General features: G+C 41.3%; 13 protein-coding genes. 8 read left to right on the forward strand and 5 right to left on the reverse strand.

Annotated elements, in window-relative coordinates:
• Positions 1-199 precede the first annotated feature (199 nt).
• From OIZ54_RS03440 to OIZ54_RS03470, 7 genes are all read left to right on the forward strand, one after another.
• Positions 200-1,921: a purine-cytosine permease family protein gene (locus tag OIZ54_RS03440; RefSeq protein ID WP_029772305.1), complete on the forward strand. Its 1,722-nt coding sequence runs from the start codon at positions 200-202 to the stop codon at positions 1,919-1,921.
• Between the two features lie 36 nt (positions 1,922-1,957).
• Positions 1,958-3,481 carry a mannitol dehydrogenase family protein gene (locus OIZ54_RS03445; protein ID WP_024032787.1) on the forward strand — a complete coding sequence of 508 codons (1,524 nt, stop codon included), beginning with the start codon at positions 1,958-1,960 and terminating at the stop codon, positions 3,479-3,481.
• Between the two features lie 2 nt (positions 3,482-3,483).
• Positions 3,484-4,401, forward strand: coding sequence for a carbohydrate kinase family protein (locus OIZ54_RS03450; RefSeq protein WP_024032786.1), 918 nt, complete (start codon positions 3,484-3,486; stop codon positions 4,399-4,401).
• A gap of 636 nt (positions 4,402-5,037) precedes the next feature.
• A complete protein-coding gene (locus tag OIZ54_RS03455; protein WP_004589533.1) occupies positions 5,038-6,504 on the forward strand; it encodes a carbon starvation protein A in 1,467 nt (488 codons plus the stop codon).
• A gap of 91 nt (positions 6,505-6,595) precedes the next feature.
• Positions 6,596-7,288, forward strand: a complete 693-nt coding sequence (locus OIZ54_RS03460) for a cupin domain-containing protein (RefSeq protein ID WP_264389729.1) — start codon at positions 6,596-6,598, stop codon at positions 7,286-7,288.
• 225 nt (positions 7,289-7,513) lie between these two features.
• Complete coding sequence (locus OIZ54_RS03465) at positions 7,514-7,894, forward strand: STAS/SEC14 domain-containing protein (RefSeq protein ID WP_024032784.1); 381 nt, start codon at positions 7,514-7,516, stop codon at positions 7,892-7,894.
• A 153-nt stretch (positions 7,895-8,047) separates the two neighbouring features.
• Positions 8,048-8,500 (forward strand): nuclear transport factor 2 family protein, encoded by a 453-nt coding sequence (locus OIZ54_RS03470; protein WP_264389730.1) that lies wholly within the window; start codon positions 8,048-8,050, stop codon positions 8,498-8,500.
• Positions 8,501-8,512: 12 nt separating this feature from the next.
• Here OIZ54_RS03470 and OIZ54_RS03475 read toward each other — a convergent pair whose 3' ends face one another.
• The 3 genes from OIZ54_RS03475 to OIZ54_RS03485 all read right to left on the reverse strand — a co-directional run bounded on the left by OIZ54_RS03475 (position 8,513) and on the right by OIZ54_RS03485 (position 13,375).
• Positions 8,513-9,490 (reverse strand): carbohydrate kinase family protein, encoded by a 978-nt coding sequence (locus OIZ54_RS03475; RefSeq protein ID WP_264389731.1) that lies wholly within the window; start codon positions 9,488-9,490, stop codon positions 8,513-8,515.
• A gap of 112 nt (positions 9,491-9,602) precedes the next feature.
• Positions 9,603-11,993, reverse strand: a complete 2,391-nt coding sequence (locus OIZ54_RS03480; RefSeq protein ID WP_264389732.1) for a TonB-dependent receptor domain-containing protein — start codon at positions 11,991-11,993, stop codon at positions 9,603-9,605.
• 164 nt (positions 11,994-12,157) lie between these two features.
• Entirely contained in the window at positions 12,158-13,375 is a 1,218-nt protein-coding gene (locus tag OIZ54_RS03485; protein ID WP_264389733.1) for an MFS transporter, read from the reverse strand.
• 173 nt (positions 13,376-13,548) lie between these two features.
• On the opposite strand from OIZ54_RS03485, the gene gtfA reads away from it, so the two are divergent.
• The gene (gene gtfA, locus OIZ54_RS03490; RefSeq protein WP_264389734.1) at positions 13,549-15,021 is read left to right on the forward strand and encodes a sucrose phosphorylase; all 1,473 of its coding nucleotides are present in this window, start codon (positions 13,549-13,551) and stop codon (positions 15,019-15,021) included.
• A gap of 73 nt (positions 15,022-15,094) precedes the next feature.
• On the opposite strand, the gene OIZ54_RS03495 is transcribed toward gtfA, so the two are convergent.
• Together OIZ54_RS03495 and OIZ54_RS03500 are read right to left on the reverse strand one after the other, a co-directional pair.
• Positions 15,095-16,126 (reverse strand): LacI family DNA-binding transcriptional regulator, encoded by a 1,032-nt coding sequence (locus OIZ54_RS03495; RefSeq protein ID WP_054981726.1) that lies wholly within the window; start codon positions 16,124-16,126, stop codon positions 15,095-15,097.
• A gap of 79 nt (positions 16,127-16,205) precedes the next feature.
• Positions 16,206-17,102 carry an AraC family transcriptional regulator gene (locus OIZ54_RS03500; RefSeq protein ID WP_264389735.1) on the reverse strand — a complete coding sequence of 299 codons (897 nt, stop codon included), beginning with the start codon at positions 17,100-17,102 and terminating at the stop codon, positions 16,206-16,208.
• Between the last annotated feature and the right edge of the window lie 136 nt (positions 17,103-17,238).

Here is a 17,238-nt window from a genome sequence, read left to right on the forward strand (position 1 = left end):
TATTAAATCAAAAGTGATATCTATGTTTATTTTCTCTAGCCAGAGATTTACAGTGAAAACAAGGCGAAATTACGCGTCAATAGCTAGCCTATTGCAAGTAAATTTAACGTAGTTAGCGCTGGAAATAGCTGCTTGAGATAGATTTATTATCCAGAGTTCAGGTTAGTTAGGGCTGTGCTTAAAACAATAGGAAAATACCATGGCATCAAGTCCACACACACAAACATTTAACGATGTTAACGAAGAGCAATTGCCCGTTGCTAATCATAAGCTTCATGGTTGGAAGCACTTTGCCGGTTTATACGCTGGTGAACACGTTGCTGCAACCGAGTTTGTTATTGGTGCAACCTTTGTTGCATTAGGCGCATCGACCATCGACATTTTATTAGGTTTATTAATTGGTAACCTATTAGCTATGTGTTCGTGGTGGTTAATTACCTCTCCAATTGCGGTAGAAACACGCTTAAGTTTATACAACTACCTAAATAAAATTGCGGGTAACTCAATGACCAAGCTCTATAACTGGGCAAACGTGGTCATATTTAGTGTGATATCCGCCGCCATGATCACAGTATCGGCAACCGCAGTGCGGTTTTTGTTTGATATACCCGCGCAACTCGATTGGTACCCTAACAGCTTAGCATTTGTGGCCATTGTTTTATCGGTTGGCTCTATTGTTGTATTTGTGGCTATGTATGGTTTTTCAACCGTTGCTGATTTTTCTAAAATTTGTGCGCCATGGTTATTTGTTATTTTTATAGCGGGTTCGTTTGCCTTGTTCCCTGAACTTTCTAATCATGTATTAGGAGTAACCACGCTAACTGGGTTTGATGACTTTATGGCGATAGGGGATTCTTCTATTTGGACCGGTACCACCGCTGATGGCGAAAAAGGTATTGGCTTATTAGAGGTTATTGGTTTTGCATGGGCTGCAAACTCTATTACCCACTTTGGCTTAATTGATATGGCAATTTTTAGATTTGCTAAACGCAAAAGCTACGGTTTGTTTTCAGGCGTAGGTATGTTTTTTGGCCATTACTTAGCATGGATCTCGGCTGGTATTATGGGCGCAGGTGTTGCGGTATTACTTAAAACAACTATTTCATCACTTGACCCAGGTGACGTTGCTTACCACGCATTAGGCTGGACAGGCTTTGTTATTGTAATTATTGCGGGCTGGACTACAGCTAACGCCAACCTTTACCGCGCAGGCCTTGCAGCACAATCTATTTTTGTTGACCAATCGCGCGAGCGCACTACCGCAATTGTCGGTGTTGTAACCGTTATAATTGCGTGTTTCCCGTTTGTATTTTCGCAAATGTTACCGCTTTTAACTTACGCAGGCTTATTAGTAGTACCTGTTGGCGGCATTGTATTTGCCGAGCATGTTTTATTTCCTAAAATTGGTTTAACCCGCTACTGGGCTAAATACAAAAACATTACACGTAGCGTACCAGCCATTGCCTCTTGGGCATTAGCACTTGTGTTTGGCTTTGGTTTAAATGCGATTGATGTAATGTCGTTTTACTACTTATTTATTCCTACTTGGATTTTCACCATTGTTATTTACACCCTACTGGCTAAAAAATACGGCGCAGGTGAAGACTACAGCAAAGAAATTGCAGCAGAAGAGCAAGAGCAGCAAGACATTAAAGAGTACCAAGCAGGACTTGCAGAAAACGTTCAAGCTCCGGTTGTTGATAACTCAATGCTAACCAAAGTGTTAAATGGCGTGTCGACTGTTTCGTTACTTATTATTTTTGGCTTTGCCAGCCAAGTAATGTTTTTTAGTGACAGCATGAGCATTTACGCAGGAAATAAATCTCAGTTTGAAATTGCATGTTTTATTTGCACCATTATTTATTTTGCAACCGCTTACTGGTCGCTATTGCGCCATAAAGCACTCAATACTGCATCTTAATTTAAATTTTTAATATTGTTTTAGTAAGGCCGCACCATGACGCAACACCAGCACACTGACGCTCTTGTTAAAGGGCTAAACCAACAAAGCTTGGCAGATATGCCAAGCCATGTAGATACACCAAACTACGACCGTAGTAAGCTTAAAGCGGGTATAGTTCATATTGGTGTGGGCGGCTTTCACCGAGCTCACCAAGCGGTGTACATTAACGAGCTATTAAAAACGCCAGGTGCTGAACAGTGGGGTATTTGTGGTGTTGGCTTATTAGAAGGTAACCGTGGTCTGCGCGATATTTTAAAGCAGCAAGACTACCTTTACACGCTAACGGTAAGACACCCAAATGGGCAAATAGATAACAAAGTTATTGGCTCTATGATTGACTTTTTGTTTGCTCCAGAGGACAAGCAAGCGGTTATTAATAAGCTTGCGCACAGCGATACGCATATTGTGTCGTTAACCATTACCGAAGGCGGCTATAACTTTAACCCAGTTACGGGTGAGTTTGACTACTCAAACCCAGACATTATTAACGACATTAATAACCCGAACGACCCAATTACGGCGTTTGGCTACATTACTGCTGCGTTAAAGCTACGTAAAGAACAAGGCCTTGATGCGTTTACAGTACAGTCGTGCGATAACATTCAGCACAACGGTAATGTAACGCGTAAAATGCTACTTGCCTTTGCGGCCGAGCAAGATAAAGAATTAAGCGAGTGGATTGCTACTAACGTAACTTTCCCAAATGCAATGGTTGACCGTATCACGCCAGTATCTAAAAAGAGCGATATCGACTACGTTGTTGATGCCTACGGTGTTAGCGATGAATGGCCAATTACCTGTGAGTCGTTTACTCAATGGGTAATTGAAGACTCATTTTGCTGCGGACGCCCAGATTGGGATAGCGTTGGCGCACAATTTGTAAGTGACGTAACACCTTTTGAGACCATGAAAATACGCTTATTAAATGCAGGCCACTCGGTACTGGGTTTATTAGGCTCTGTACATGGCTACGGCACAATTGACGAAACAGTATCAGATCCTTTATTTGCAAAGTACTTACGTGCGTTTATGGATAGAGAAGTAACGCCTAACCTAGAGAAATTAGAAGGCATTGACCTTGAAATCTACAAAGACACGCTAATTGAGCGCTTTGCTAATCCAAACATTAAAGACAGCTTATCGCGCATTTGTTCAGAAAGCGCAGCAAAGCTACCTAAGTTTTTAATTGCCACTATTAACGAAAATCTAGCCCATGGCCGTGATGTATCACTTGCGACCCTGGTTATTGCTGCATGGTGTTTTTACAGCGATAAAGGCGAAGATGAGCAAGGCAATAAGCTTGAAATAATCGATGCAATGCAAAGCGAGTTACATGAAGCCGCGGCTAAAACGGCGACTGATGACCTTGCATTTTTATCGCTAACAAGCTTATTTGGCGATTTAAATACGCAAAGTGCCTTTACGTCTCACTACAAAAACAATGTAGAAGCGTTATACGCACCGGCTAGCAAAATTAAAGCAATTATGAATAACGTGCTTGAGCCTAAAGGTAACTAATAATGAGCATTTTAATTGATTCTAAACAAGGTAAAGACGTAAGCGTAAGCTGCTTTGGCGAAGTACTATGGGATTGTTTTGCAAACGATAAACGCCTAGGCGGCGCGCCGCTTAACATGTGTGTGCGTATTAACTCACTGGGCATTAAAGCCGACATGATAAGCGCTGTAGGTAACGATGAACTGGGTACTGAGCTACTAGGCGAAATTAAAAGCAAAGGCGTAAGCTGCGAATACATTGGCGTTAATAACGACAAAAAAACCAGCACAGTACAAGTTACCTTAGATAAAAGTGGCTCAGCCAGCTACGAAATAGTTGCCGACACTGCGTGGGATAACATTGAGCTTACAGACTCACTTATTGAAAAAGTAAAAGCCAGTGATGTATTTGTATTTGGCAGCCTAATTGGCCGAAGCGAAGCCTCACTTGCTACATTAAACCAATTAGTTGATGTAGCTAACTTTAAAGTGTTTGACGTAAATTTACGTGCGCCACACTACACGTTAGACACATTAGTAGATTTAATGAATAAAGCCGACTTCATCAAATTAAACGATGAAGAGCTTTATGAAATTGCCAAAGCAATGGGCTGTAAGTTCCATTCACTTGAGCAAAACTTAGCGTTTATTGCACAGCAAACTAACACCGAATACTTATGTGTAACTAAAGGCAGCCACGGTGCACTACTAACCATAAAAGGCGAAAATTACTATAACTCAGGTTATTTAATTAGCGTTGTGGATACAGTAGGCGCGGGGGATTCGTTTTTAGGGTCGTTAATTTATCAGCTTTGTAGTAGCGATTGTGCACAACATGCTGTTGATTTTGCGTGTGCAGTAGGTGCTATGGTGGCCGAAAGTGCCGGTGCTACACCTACACTTACTCATGAACAAATTAACGAGTTTATGAGCCCAGCGTAACGTAAAAAATCACAGTTACACCCAATCATTGTGTGTGTAAGCGGTTTTACTTTTATAGTAAAGCCGCTTTTTTTTGCTTTAATTTTTATTAATGAAGCCGTTTAGATTAAGTGTTGAGCAAGGTGCATAAAAAGTAACTCAAATAGGGTCTGTTGACCTTTGCAGTTTGAAATTTGTTCAAACTAGGGGCGGTTTAATCGCGGCGCGAGGTTTGTAACCTAGTGGGCTCGATAACTGCTCCTGCGTTATCCTAATGACTTACATCCATGTAAGAATAAGTCAAAACCGAGCAAAGCTTCCGCGTCCTGCTCACGCCCCTTACCTACATCCATGTAGGCAACAAAGAGTAAATCGCCCCTAGGCAGGACCCGAAGGGCAGCGCCTGTTTGGCATTAATGCTGCGTTATCGCCTACTTATGGGGAATAACCACACCAGACAGGCTCTGCCTTGCCTAAATACCAAACAGGCTGCTGCAAATTTAACCTTGAAAGGTCTACAGACCCTTGTGTATTAGCTATTCGTCTTATAGCGGGGGGATTAATACTTTGTTAATGTTCGTCGATTATTCATGGATTGAAAGGCGGGGCGGCAATTAGGCGCTCTATACTCCAAATACAAAAAGAGAAACGTGCTTTATGATCATCTTTTTTATCTGCATAACAATCTTAATACTGGGATATAAGTTTTATAGCCCGTTTGTTGAAAAACAAGCAGGTATGGATACAACAGTTGATACACCGCAAAAACGCTTTAGCGAAGGTGTTGACTATGTAGCCATTCACCCTGTGCGTGCATTTTTAATTCAGTTTTTAAATATTGCGGGCGTAGGCCCTATATTTGGCCCAATTTTAGGTGCGCTTTATGGACCGGTAGCACTTGTGTGGATTGTGCTTGGTAACGTATTAGGCGGTGCAGTACACGACTTCTTCTCAGGTGTGATGAGCATTAAAGAAGATGGCAAAAGCTTACCAGAAATAGCAGGGCACTATTACAACGTTGTGTTTAAAGGCTTTATGCTAATATTTACAGCCATGCTGCTATTTTTTGTGGGCGTTGTATTTATTATGAGCCCAGCAGGCTTATTAAGTAACTTAGATGTATTTGAAGGCACTTTTTTTGCTAATAATACCTTTTGGGTTTTGGCTATTTTAGCGTACTACTTTTTAGCAACGCTGCTACCTATTGATAAAATTATTACTAAGTTTTATCCGCTATTTGGCTTATTAATGATTGTAATGACTACATTAATAGCCGGTGCGTTATTACTAGATGCACCACACTTACCAGTTGCAGGCGACTTTTTAGCCTACTTTGAAGCCGACCACGCGCATGACTTTTTAGAGCCAAACCCTGATGGCCTGCCAACCTGGCCGTTACTGTTTATTACCATTACCTGTGGTGCTATTAGTGGCTTTCACTCTACCCAAGCGCCTATTATTGCCCGCTGTTTAACAAACGAAAAATACGTACGCCCAGTATATTACGGCGCAATGATGTGTGAAGGCATTGTAGGTTGTGTATGGGCACTTGCGGGTATTGCTGCATTCCCAGAAGGTTACGCAGGCTTAAAAGCATTGCTTGATCAAGGTGGCCCAGGTTTAGTGGTTAACCATGTAGCAAATAGTTACTTAGGCGTAATGGGCGGTATTATGGCCATTATTGCTGTTGCGGTGTTCCCTATTACCTCTGGCGATACGGCGTTCCGTTCACTGCGTTTAACCGTGGTAGATGCGTTTAATATTCCGCAAAGCTTACGTAATCGCTTATTACTGGCAGTGCCAATTTTAACGATTGCCTTTTTTATGACTAAATTAGATTTCTCGGTTATTTGGCGCTACTTTGCATTTTCAAACATGCTGCTTTCAACCAGTGTATTATGGCTTGCAACTAAGTACTTATTTGATAGACGTGCATTCCACTGGATCACCAGCATACCTGCCGTTATCGCTACTGGCGTAACACTTTCGTACATTATGACTGCTGCTATTGGCTTTAATTTATCGGCCGACTTAGGTAAACCAATTGGTGCCGCTGTAGTTGTTATTGGCTTAGTAGGTTTAGTGTTTGTACACTCTAAGCATAAAAAGCTAGATGTAGCGTAAAGCGTTAAAAATTAAATAAGCGAGCTTAATAAGCTCGCTTTTTTTATGCATAAAATTTACCCTCACACTATGCAATATTAAAGGTAATAAAATGAAAATAGCCGCCGATTTTACCCAGAGAGTCGTTGTTCATAGTGAGCAACTTAATTGGAACCCTTCGCCAATGGCGGGCGTTGATAGGCGCCCACTTGATAGAGTAGGCGCAGAAGTAGCCCGTGCTACAAGCATTGTACGTTATGCACCAGGGAGCGAGTTTTCGCCTCATGTGCATACAGGCGGCGAAGAATTTATAGTACTAGAAGGCGTATTTCAAGATGAGCATGGCGATTTTCCACAAGGCTCTTATATCCGTAACCCACCGCAATCAAAGCACAAACCAGGCTCTGATGAAGGCTGCATAATATTTGTAAAGCTTTGGCAATTTCAGCCACAAGATAGAACCCACGTACGCTTACAAACACAGCATATGGGCAGCGTGCAACACGACACATTTAAAGGCCTTGCCATAACCCCACTTTATAAAGATGACTTTGAAGATGTGAGCTTATTGCATTTTGAGGCAGACGCTAACATGCAAATTAGCGCAAACGGGGGTGCTGAGTTACTCGTGCTTGAAGGCGATATAAGTGAGCAAACAGATGTATTAGTAAAGCACAGTTGGTTAAGGCTGCCTATTAACAGTGAGCTTAATATAACCGCAGGTAAGCAAGGTGCAAAATTGTGGCTTAAATTAGGGCACTTAACAGATGTAGATAAGCAAATAGAGCGCGTACAAAACGCTTAGCAAATAGCATTATTTAGCAGTATTGTTTGATTTAGTTCAGTACTAATTAACTTAATACGGTGTAGTTTTATAGTTTAACTCAGTAAGTGATGGGTATTTTTGGGGTTTTTATTTTTTAAAGGGAATAATTTCACTTTATAGGCTTTAATTAACTCCAACTTTCGTTATTAAACCCACTCACACAGGCTGTAAATAACATAAGCGCACCCGATTAAGGAGAGCAGCATGGTACACACAACACATGGTTTATCTATTGGTATTGAACGCGCAGGCCGAGAATTCTTTTTAAAATTAAAAGCAGTGGGTACACTCACCCATGAAGACTATAAAGTCATTACCCCCATGATCGACTCTGCCCTTGGCGAGGTTAAACACCCTATAGCAAACGTGCTTATTGATGCCAGCGAGCTAGAAGGCTGGGAGCTTCGCGCCGCGTGGGATGATTTAAAGCTTGGCGTAAGGCATTCAAAAGAATTTAATAAAATTGCTATTTATGGCAATCAAGAGTGGCAAGCCCGCATGGCTAAAATAGGCAACTGGTTTATTTCAGGCGAGGTGCAATACTATGAAAACGCCACCGCCGCCATCGATTGGCTAGATGAATAGCTTGATTAAAAAGTTTAAGTTAAAGCACTCTTACAGAGTGCTTTTTTATATAGGAGCGTTATTAAGTTTTTGAATTTACTTTATTTTAATTGTTAATACTGCTTAATTAAAATACACTCCTTAGTATTAATAAAACTACACATTATAATAACAATGAAATACGTACTTGCCCTTTTTGTATTACTCATATTTTCTACATCAATACATGCAAAAGACAACACCATATTTACGCCCGTGAGCGATTTATTTTTAGCTGTTTCTAACTTTGATCACGCAAAAATGCGCGCGGCTGTTGACGATTCATTCTTGCTTTTAGAGCACGGTGAAGTGTGGACTATTGATGACTTTGTAAACGTTGTTAAACCCGCTGATTACATAAGAACTAATTATTTTAGTGTTATAAATTCGCGTGTAGAAGGAAATGTTGCGTTTATTAATTACTGGAATAAAGCAAATTTTAAAAACGCCGATAAAAGTGCTGACATTTATTGGTTAGAAAGCGTGGTTGTATCAAAAGTGGGCGACAAATGGCTATTATCGCAAATGCACTCAACCCGTTTACCACAAGGTGAAACACCTAAAGGCGTTACTTTTATTAAGCAATAATTATAAATTAGGTTAAGCCCCGCCATTTGGGGCTTTAACTGTTTGTATTACATCAGCCAGCACAGGTAATGCCGGAAAAGCGCCTTTAGCTAAACACGCTTTAGAGCCACATTGAAGGGCAAAGTGCAGGGCGTTTTTTATGCTGGTTTCATCATTTAGTTTATCTGCCAGCATTAAATTACTCCCTAAGTTATTTAAGTAGTATAAAACCCCCGCTATAAATGCATCCCCCGCGCTTGTTGTATCTACTGCGTTTATTTTTGGTGCCGATTCGTTAAGTATAAATGCGCTGTGGTAAACCTTAGCAGGCTCTGGCCCGTCGGTTAAAAACACCAGTTTTACTCCGGTATTTAATAGCATTTGAATGTAATCTTCGCCCGTTGTTTCGCTATGCTTTGCTAAAAAATTAAGTTCATCACGCGAAAGTTTAACTATGTCGCAATAGGTGTAACAGGCCTTTACATTGCTGGCTATATCATGGGTGTTTTCCCACAAGCTGTAGCGTAAATTCACATCAAAACTAACGAGCTTATTATGTGTTTTAGCAAGTTCTAGCGCTTTAACCGTTGTGCTAGCTATGGCTGGATCGGTTAGGGTGTTTGAGCAAAAGTGCAGGGTGCTTATGCTTTGCCAATTTATTTGCGCTAAATGCGCTTGGGTTAAAAGTACATCGGCTGTGTTATGGCGATAAAAGCCAAAACTGCGCTCGCCTGTTTCATCAAGGCTTACTATTACCATGGCGGTTTGTGAGCCAGCAATGGTAAATAAATAGTCTGTATTTACATTGTATTGCGCCAGTGCATTACTTAATTGATTGGCAAAATGATCGTCACCTTTACCACCACAAAATGCAGCCTCACCGCCAAGTTTTGCATAGCCAACAGCAACATTAGCAGGTGCACCACCAGGGATGGGTAAGTACGCTGAGTTATGAGCATCTTGTGGCAGCATATCAATTAAAAGCTCGCCTAAGCACAGGAGTTTGGTCATTTGGAATATCCTAAAAAGCCTAGCAAGGCTAGGCTAAAAACATGAAGGGTGTTATTTATTCATACTTTAAAAGGCGCTACAGCGATGACTCACTGCAGCGCAATACACACATTTAGTTAAAAGCGTATTTTAAAGTAACCGACGTAGTGCGGCCGTTAATAGTACGGGCACGAATAATGTCGTTTTCAGGTACTGAGCCTTCTTCGGCTTCTGTAATACCTACTGTATCGAATAGGTTGTTTACATTAAGCGCAAGGTTTAAGTTTTCTGATAAGTCGTAGCTTACAAACGCATTTACTTGCGTGTAGCCGTCAAACTTAAGGTCGTTGTTATCTTGTGCGTAAGCATCGGTTGTACCAATAAAGCTTACACCTGCTGCGCCTTTATCGTAGCTGTAACGCGCCATTAGTGAGTAAATTAAATCCGCTTGGCGACGTGGTGTGTTACCTACAACTTCAGGGGTTAGCGCATCTTTTGCAATTTCAGCATCGGTCCAAGTAAAGTTACCTCTAAAGTCCCATGCATCCATAAAGTAAGTTGATTCAACCTCAATCCCTTTTGCTTCGTATTCACGGTCGAAAAAGGTTTGCGATGTTGCTTCAAAGTTTTGCTCTTCTGTTTCTGCGTAAAAGGCTGTTGCAAATACCGAGAACGAATCAAAGCGTTTTTTCACACCAATCTCAAATTGGTTTACTTCATCTACTGCATCTTCATCAGCTACGCTTCCGTCGCTGCGTACTTTACCAAATAATAAACGGTCTGCATTTGCGCGCCCACCTTTACTAATACGTGCAAACGTCGCTAGGCTTGGGTCAATTTGGTAGTTAGCACCTACAGAATAAGACGAGTAGCTCCAGTCGTAATTAACTGGGCTTGCATTAGCTATATCAATACCTGCTACGTTTTGCTCAGGAATAGAAATAGTACCGTCGCGGTTCATATCTACTGTTGAAGTCACTGCACCTGCGTAGTTACCGCGGGCTTCACCGCTGTCGTAGCGAGCACTTGCATCAATGCTTACATCACCAAGTTTTGTTGAAAATGCTACGTAAGGGGCGCGAGTATCGTATTCTGTGTCGTAATCGCGCTGACAACAGTTACCCCAATAAGGCGTGCCGTATGCATATAAACCATTTTCTGAATACTCAGTGCCATCGGCTGCGGTTACATTTAAAAGTGCCGCATTGTCGCCTTTAAGCTCCATTAAGTACGAGTTCCATAACCACGACATAGCAATGTTTTGTGTAGAGGCAAAGTAACCAAAGGTTAGGCTAGTGTCATCGCTAAACGATTTAGTCAGTTTAAAGTCGTTAACAATAGAGCCAAAGTCATTAAGCGTTACATCAAAAGTATGAATACGCATGGCAAGTTCATCATTAAATGCTTCGCCTGTGTTTGCGTTACTCAGTGTTGCGCCTACACCGCCTATACTTTGTGCAATAGACGATGCGCTGCCAACCTCAGCAGGAATAAGCGAGTTAAAGTTGCCGCTAATTGACGATTTACGAAAACGGTTTTCGATACGCCAATCGTTATCTAAATCAAATACAGCTTCAAAACCTACCGCATCCACTTTAGGGTTCATGCCATCGCGTAAATCGCCACTGCTAATTTGGTTTTCGCCATTTAGGCGCACTGTTTTGGTAAATAATGCTGAATGAGGGGTATCTGATTGTGCATCAAACCCGGCAATAGAGTCACCATTTGAGTACATTGGCATAGGTAAGTAACCTACGCTTTTGTCGTCTAGGTGTTTGTAGTAAAGGCGTACGTAGCCGTTTTCAAAATCTTTAGTAAGGTTAGCTTTAATTTGGCCACCTTTATTTGATGTGTAGCCTGTTTCGCGCGGGCCTTCGCCTTGGCGTACAAAGCCACCTACATGAAAACGCACGCTGTCGGTTAAATAGGTGCCGTATTCAAAGTCGGTGCGTACACTGTCGTAATCTAGGCCAACAGTAGTAGATACGCTACCCGATTCGTTATCACCGTTTTTAGAAATAAAGTTAATTATGCCGCCAGGTGCATTACTGGCTGATGTAGAGGCTGAGCCACCACGAATTGATTCGATTGTTTGCACTGTGTTATCAAGGCGCATAAAAATATCGGCGTTACCAAAGGCAACATCACCAAACTGCATTACAGGCAGACCATCTTCTTGCAGTTGTAAAAACTTAGCGCCACCCGATGCTACAGGTAAGCCACGCACTGCAATATTTGCGTTACCTTCACCGCCTGTTGATTCAGCGCGAACACCCGGAATAATTCTAAATGCTTCAGCCGTTGAGCGTGGCGTTGATACCTCAACTTGCTCAAGCGATAAACTGCTTACTGATGAGCTCGATGCCATAATAGTTGTGCGGCGAGGTACACCGGTAACAACAATTGTTTCAAGCCCTTGGTTGGCTTGCACTTTGGTTTCTTGCTCGTCTTGTGCATGAACGCCTTGGCTTACTGCAAGTGCTAAGGCACTGATTAAATATAAAGGTGTGTGGTGTGTTGTCATGTTAACGCCTCATTGTGTTGTGTGAGTTTGTTATTTTTACTTAATCGATTAAGTAAAAATAACAAAGTTTTTACAATAAGCAAATTGTTTTTGTGTGTAATTTGCTCTTATTTTATTTTTGTATTGATTTTAAAGGTGTTTTTTATACTGGCTTGAGCAGCCATTTATGCATTTTTAGTTAATGCTTTTGCCGCAGGGTCGCGGTAAAAGTTATAAAGCATGGCTAAAAATAAGATCACAGCAAAGCCGGTAGCTAAGTAAAAGCCGTAGCGTACGTGGCCAAAGTAATCACTTATCATGCCCATAAATAAAGGCGCAAGTGCGGCCGAAAGCGCGGTAAAAAATAAAATAACACCCGCTACTGCACCATGTTGTGCAACAGGAAAGCACGATATACCTTTAGAGTTTAAAGTAGGGTAAACCATCGACATAAATAAACCCGAAAGCGGAAGTAAGGCTACCGCCCAATCAACACCGCCTACCAAAGTGCCCACATAACACAGTGCGATGCCTAAACTTAAATAAGCCATAACCCCTTGCCAGCTAAAGTGATTTAAAAGCCATACAGCAATAAAGCGCCCAGCAGCACGTAATACAAAAAATAGTGTAAGTGCGTAGGTTGCAAGTAAAGGCCACGAGCCTGTGTAATCTTTTAAAAGTGTTGGCATCCACACGTAAATAGCAACCTCGGTAGCTACATATAAGGCAATAGCCAATGAAAAACCAAGTGCGTACGGGTTTTTAATCATTTTCATGGTGGTGGCAAGCGAAGCGGGCTTTTCTGTGTTTTTTACAACACTTGGGTAGTCGGCGCGCCATGCCATTAACGCTAAAATTAAACACATAACGCCGGCAATAATGTACAGGTAAGTCCAGCTCACGTTTTGAGTAAGCAGTACGCCTACTAGCGCAGGGCCAACGATGGCACCAATACCAAAAAAGCCCTCTACTTTGTTCATGGTTTTAGTGTGCTCTGCGTTACTTGCAGATATATCGCCAAGTAGCGCTAGTGCACCGGTTTTAAATAAACCAATAGCAAGTCCTATACAGCACAGCAAAATTAAAAACACTGAAAAGCTATTGCTAAAGGCAAACAAAAAGCAGCTGAGCGAGAAAATAAGTAAGCCTAGCATTATGGTTTGTTTACGGCCTAGGCTGTCGGCTAAAAAGCCTAAAAACAAGCCACTAAAGGCAATAAGTGCCATAGGTGCATAATGAAAAGCACTGGCTTGGGTCATGCTTAAACCAAACTCTGTGATTAGTTCAGGGATGATCATACCTACTGCATCTGAGGTCATCGCAAACATAAAAAACATCATGTAAGTGAGTATTCGTATGCGCTGCATTGGGTCGCTTTGGGTGTGTGTGTGTAAATTTGTCATGTGATTTTTCCTCGTTGTGGCTCAAGTTATAGTAATAACTCAATCACTTACTCTGGTTAGTATTACCTTTGCCACAACTTTTGTATGTAAAATATTTAAAAATTACTTGTAAAATTGTACGTGCTAGTTAAAGATATATCTTAATCGATTAAGTTTCAACTTGGTAATCACACATGATGAAGAATAAAGTTCAATTGATCACATATGCTGATCGAATCACAGGGCAAGATATAAACGCACTTACTACGCTTTTAAATGGCCAACTTAAGGGCGTTTTTGGTGGTGTGCACCTTTTGCCATTTTATAATCCGATTGATGGCAGCGATGCGGGCTTTGACCCGATTGATCACAGCGAAGTAGATTCTCGCATTGGTACATGGGCTGATATTCAAGCACTGGGTGAAAACCATGACCTAATGGCCGATTTAATCGTTAACCACGTTTCGGCGCAGTCTTATCAGTTTCAAGATGTGCTAGCTAAGGGTAAGCAATCAGAATTTTGGGATTTGTTTTTAACAAAAGAAGACGTTTTTCCAAATGGTATGAGCGAAGCTGAGCAACAAGCAATTTATCGCCCTCGCCCCGGTAGCTGTTTTACGCCAATGCAGTGTGGCGATGGTCAAACGTATGACTTTTGGACCACGTTTACCGATAACCAAATTGATATAAACGTAAAAGTTGAAGCAGGTATTGCGTATTTAAATAACGTATTAACTAAGTTTTCTGAAAATAACGTAAATATTATTCGTTTAGATGCAGCGGGTTACGCAATTAAACAAGCCGGTACAAACTGTTTTATGCTAGATGAAACCTTTGGCTACCTAGATAACCTATCAAAGCAAGCAAACGAGCTTGGCATGGAAACCATTGCTGAAATTCATAGCCACTTCCAAACACAAGTAGAAGTAGCAAAGCGTGTAAACATGGTTTACGACTTTGCATTACCGCCGCTTATTTTACATAGCTTATTTAATAACGATGTAGATGCATTACTTAAATGGTTACAAATTTCACCACGCAACTGTTTAACGGTACTTGATACGCACGACGGCATAGGCATTATTGATGCAGGCCCAATGGGCGACAAGCCAGGGCTATTAAATGCACAGCAAATAGATACGCTTGTAGAAACCATGCATGCCAACAGTAACAACCAAAGCCGCCAAGCTACGGGTGCTGCTGCCAGTAATGTTGATTTATACCAAGTAAATTGCACGTATTACAATGCATTAGGCGCTAACGATTTAGATTATTTGATTTCGCGTGCCATACAGTTTTTTGCCCCCGGTGTGCCGCAAGTGTACTACGGCGGTTTATTTGCCTGCGAAAACGATATGGATTTACTTGCGCGTACCAATGTGGGCCGTGATATTAACCGTCCGTATTTAAATACTGAAACAATTGAGCACGCACTCAATAAACCTGTAGTAAAAGGTTTAATAGAGCTCATTAAATTACGTAATGAACACCCCGCTTTTGCAGGAGAGTTTAGTGCTCACGGCACCCAGGGAATATGTTGTTTAACGTGGCAACTAGAAGATAAGTCTATTGCATTAAGTGTTAATTTTAAAACGCGAGATGCACTTATTACCCAAATAAATGGTGATGAAGAAACAACGATAAGTTTAAACGCATTGTTAGCCTAACACGCCTTTAAAACATAAAAGCCAAGCTCAAAAGCTTGGCTTTTGTTTACCCAATCCTTTTTAACATAACTTATTAACCACTTGCGCCAATATCTAGCTCGTAACTTACATCACATATTTTTTCTTCTTTAGATATAAAGAGCTCGGCGGCCATTACGCCTTTTTCTTGGCTGTTTTGATGAATAGTGGTTAGGCGCGGCACAAAACGAGCGGCTTCGTCTATTCCATCAAAGCCGACAATACGCAGTTCTTCACCTATTTTTATGCCTTGTTTTATCGCTTCTCGCATGGTGGCAAGGGCAATTAAATCACTCATACAAATTATAACGTTAGGGCGAGGGGAGGCACTTAACACCTCTTTAGCAGCAATATTGGCAAAACGCTCGCTGCTTTCGGGTATATTCCAAATGCGGTCATCAGCTACGGTTATATTTGCCTCACTTAAAGCACGTTGATAACCCCGTAAACGTTGGTGCGAAATAGATTGCCCTGTTTCAAATTCGTGATGCTCATATACGCGGCACAATACGTTTTCATCAAGTAATCTTAAGCCTAAAATAGCGACTTTATCGCTTTGATTTTTTAAAACATGCTTGGCTATTTCGTAACTTGCTTGCTCGTTATTAATATTTACTGAGGCATTGCGGGCTATATCAAAATCAATAGTTACCACATGTTTAGAGACCGTTTTTAACTGCTCTACTAATGCGTTATTTCGAGGGCGGCCATAGCAAATAAAGCCATCAACAAAGTCGACCACGCTGTTAAGGTTATCGCTATTTCCTGAAAACAATAAAACATTAATGCCGTTTTTTTCAAGCACCGAGGTTACACCCCGCATAAAGCTACTGGCCACAGGGTCCGACACCATATATTCCACACTATCGGGCAGCACTAACGCCACAATATTAAACGTACCACTGCGAAGCGATTGCGCGGCTTTATTGGGCCCGTAATAACCCAAGGTTTTGCACGCTGCAAGAATATCGTCTCGGCGTTTAGCCGATAGCTGATCAGGGCGATTAAACGCATTAGAGACTGTTGCGTTAGATACACCTAACTCTTTAGCAATACTTTTTAGGGTCCAGCGGGTTTGCTTACTCATACCAATTCTTTACTCAATACTCATGTTAATAAACTAACATATTCAGGGCGTTAGCAAAGTAAAAAATAAGGTTTTAGCCTTAATGCCGGCACTCTTTAGGCGCAATACCAAAGGTTTGTTTAAATACACGACTAAAGTGGCTCGCGCTATTAAACCCAACATCAAAGCACACTTGGCTAATTGCATGGCCTTGCAGTAATTGATTGCGGGCTTTTTTAAGTCTTAATTGTTGCTGCCAAAGGGCTGGGGTAGTGCCAAATGCCAGTTTAAACTGCTGATAAAACTTACTGCGGCTCATGCAGGCTATTTTGCACAAGGTATTTATGTCGAGCGTTTCGTTTAAGTGCTCTTCAATATAAAGCAGTGCATCGCTTATTTTTGTTTTAAGGCGTGGTTTATCGCTATTAGCGAGTAATAAGTCGCGACTTTGTTGTTGTAACAACCGGGCGATCAATTCGTTTAACGACAAGTCAATTAAGTAATGTCGCTGTGCGCCTTGTTCGCTAAATAAATGCACCATGCGCTCTAATAATTGCTGTGTTTGGCTATTATGTTGGCTGTGTACCAATTGTGGAACATACTCGAATAAGCCGCCATCGTGTGCAAAGCTTTGCTGCATGTTAAGCGCATTTGCCACAGCGTTTATTTTATCTTTGCTTATTTCAATTGCTAAACATGTGGTTGGGGCGTGCATTGATGCCTGTGGAAAATCAATTAATACACCTTGCTCTGGCGCTAATACAAACGACTCGTGGGGTAAAAATGCTTTATGGTATTGGCTACTTTCTACGTGCATTACTTTTTTACCGCTGAGCATGGCACAAAACAGTAACTCTTTTGAATGCAGTGCCACCTTTTGTGCGCGTTGGTACGTGTCGTAAATGCTCAACTCGCTGTTATCTGCTGCAAATGTCACTTTATTTTCTATTAAAACATCAAGTTGTTGGCGTTTTTTGTTTAACTGAGATGTGTGCATATCAATCCTTTTGGCTTTTATTAGTGTGGACTCACAGACAACTTTTGTGGACAGCTAATCAAGTTTTTAGGTGCTCGTTAGGCTAATGTCAAACAACACTGATTAAATATAAAGCATTTTGTTTTATATAAATGTT

Origin of the sequence: Pseudoalteromonas sp. A3 (assembly GCF_025942345.1) — a bacterium.
Taxonomy (GTDB): domain Bacteria; phylum Pseudomonadota; class Gammaproteobacteria; order Enterobacterales; family Alteromonadaceae; genus Pseudoalteromonas; species Pseudoalteromonas atlantica.

Bases quoted from the DNA above. Each gene is read 5' to 3' on its own strand.
- OIZ54_RS03440 (WP_029772305.1), top strand. From the start codon at position 200: ATGGCATCAAGTCCACACACACAAACATTTAACGATGTTAACGAAGAG.
- OIZ54_RS03445 (WP_024032787.1), top strand. From the start codon at position 1,958: ATGACGCAACACCAGCACACTGACGCTCTTGTTAAAGGGCTAAACCAA.
- OIZ54_RS03450 (WP_024032786.1), top strand. From the start codon at position 3,484: ATGAGCATTTTAATTGATTCTAAACAAGGTAAAGACGTAAGCGTAAGC.
- OIZ54_RS03455 (WP_004589533.1), top strand. From the start codon at position 5,038: ATGATCATCTTTTTTATCTGCATAACAATCTTAATACTGGGATATAAG.
- OIZ54_RS03460 (WP_264389729.1), top strand. From the start codon at position 6,596: ATGAAAATAGCCGCCGATTTTACCCAGAGAGTCGTTGTTCATAGTGAG.
- OIZ54_RS03465 (WP_024032784.1), top strand. From the start codon at position 7,514: ATGGTACACACAACACATGGTTTATCTATTGGTATTGAACGCGCAGGC.
- OIZ54_RS03470 (WP_264389730.1), top strand. From the start codon at position 8,048: ATGAAATACGTACTTGCCCTTTTTGTATTACTCATATTTTCTACATCA.
- OIZ54_RS03475 (WP_264389731.1), bottom strand. From the start codon at position 9,490: ATGACCAAACTCCTGTGCTTAGGCGAGCTTTTAATTGATATGCTGCCA.
- OIZ54_RS03480 (WP_264389732.1), bottom strand. From the start codon at position 11,993: ATGACAACACACCACACACCTTTATATTTAATCAGTGCCTTAGCACTT.
- OIZ54_RS03485 (WP_264389733.1), bottom strand. From the start codon at position 13,375: ATGACAAATTTACACACACACACCCAAAGCGACCCAATGCAGCGCATA.
- gtfA (WP_264389734.1), top strand. From the start codon at position 13,549: ATGATGAAGAATAAAGTTCAATTGATCACATATGCTGATCGAATCACA.
- OIZ54_RS03495 (WP_054981726.1), bottom strand. From the start codon at position 16,126: ATGAGTAAGCAAACCCGCTGGACCCTAAAAAGTATTGCTAAAGAGTTA.
- OIZ54_RS03500 (WP_264389735.1), bottom strand. From the start codon at position 17,102: ATGCACACATCTCAGTTAAACAAAAAACGCCAACAACTTGATGTTTTA.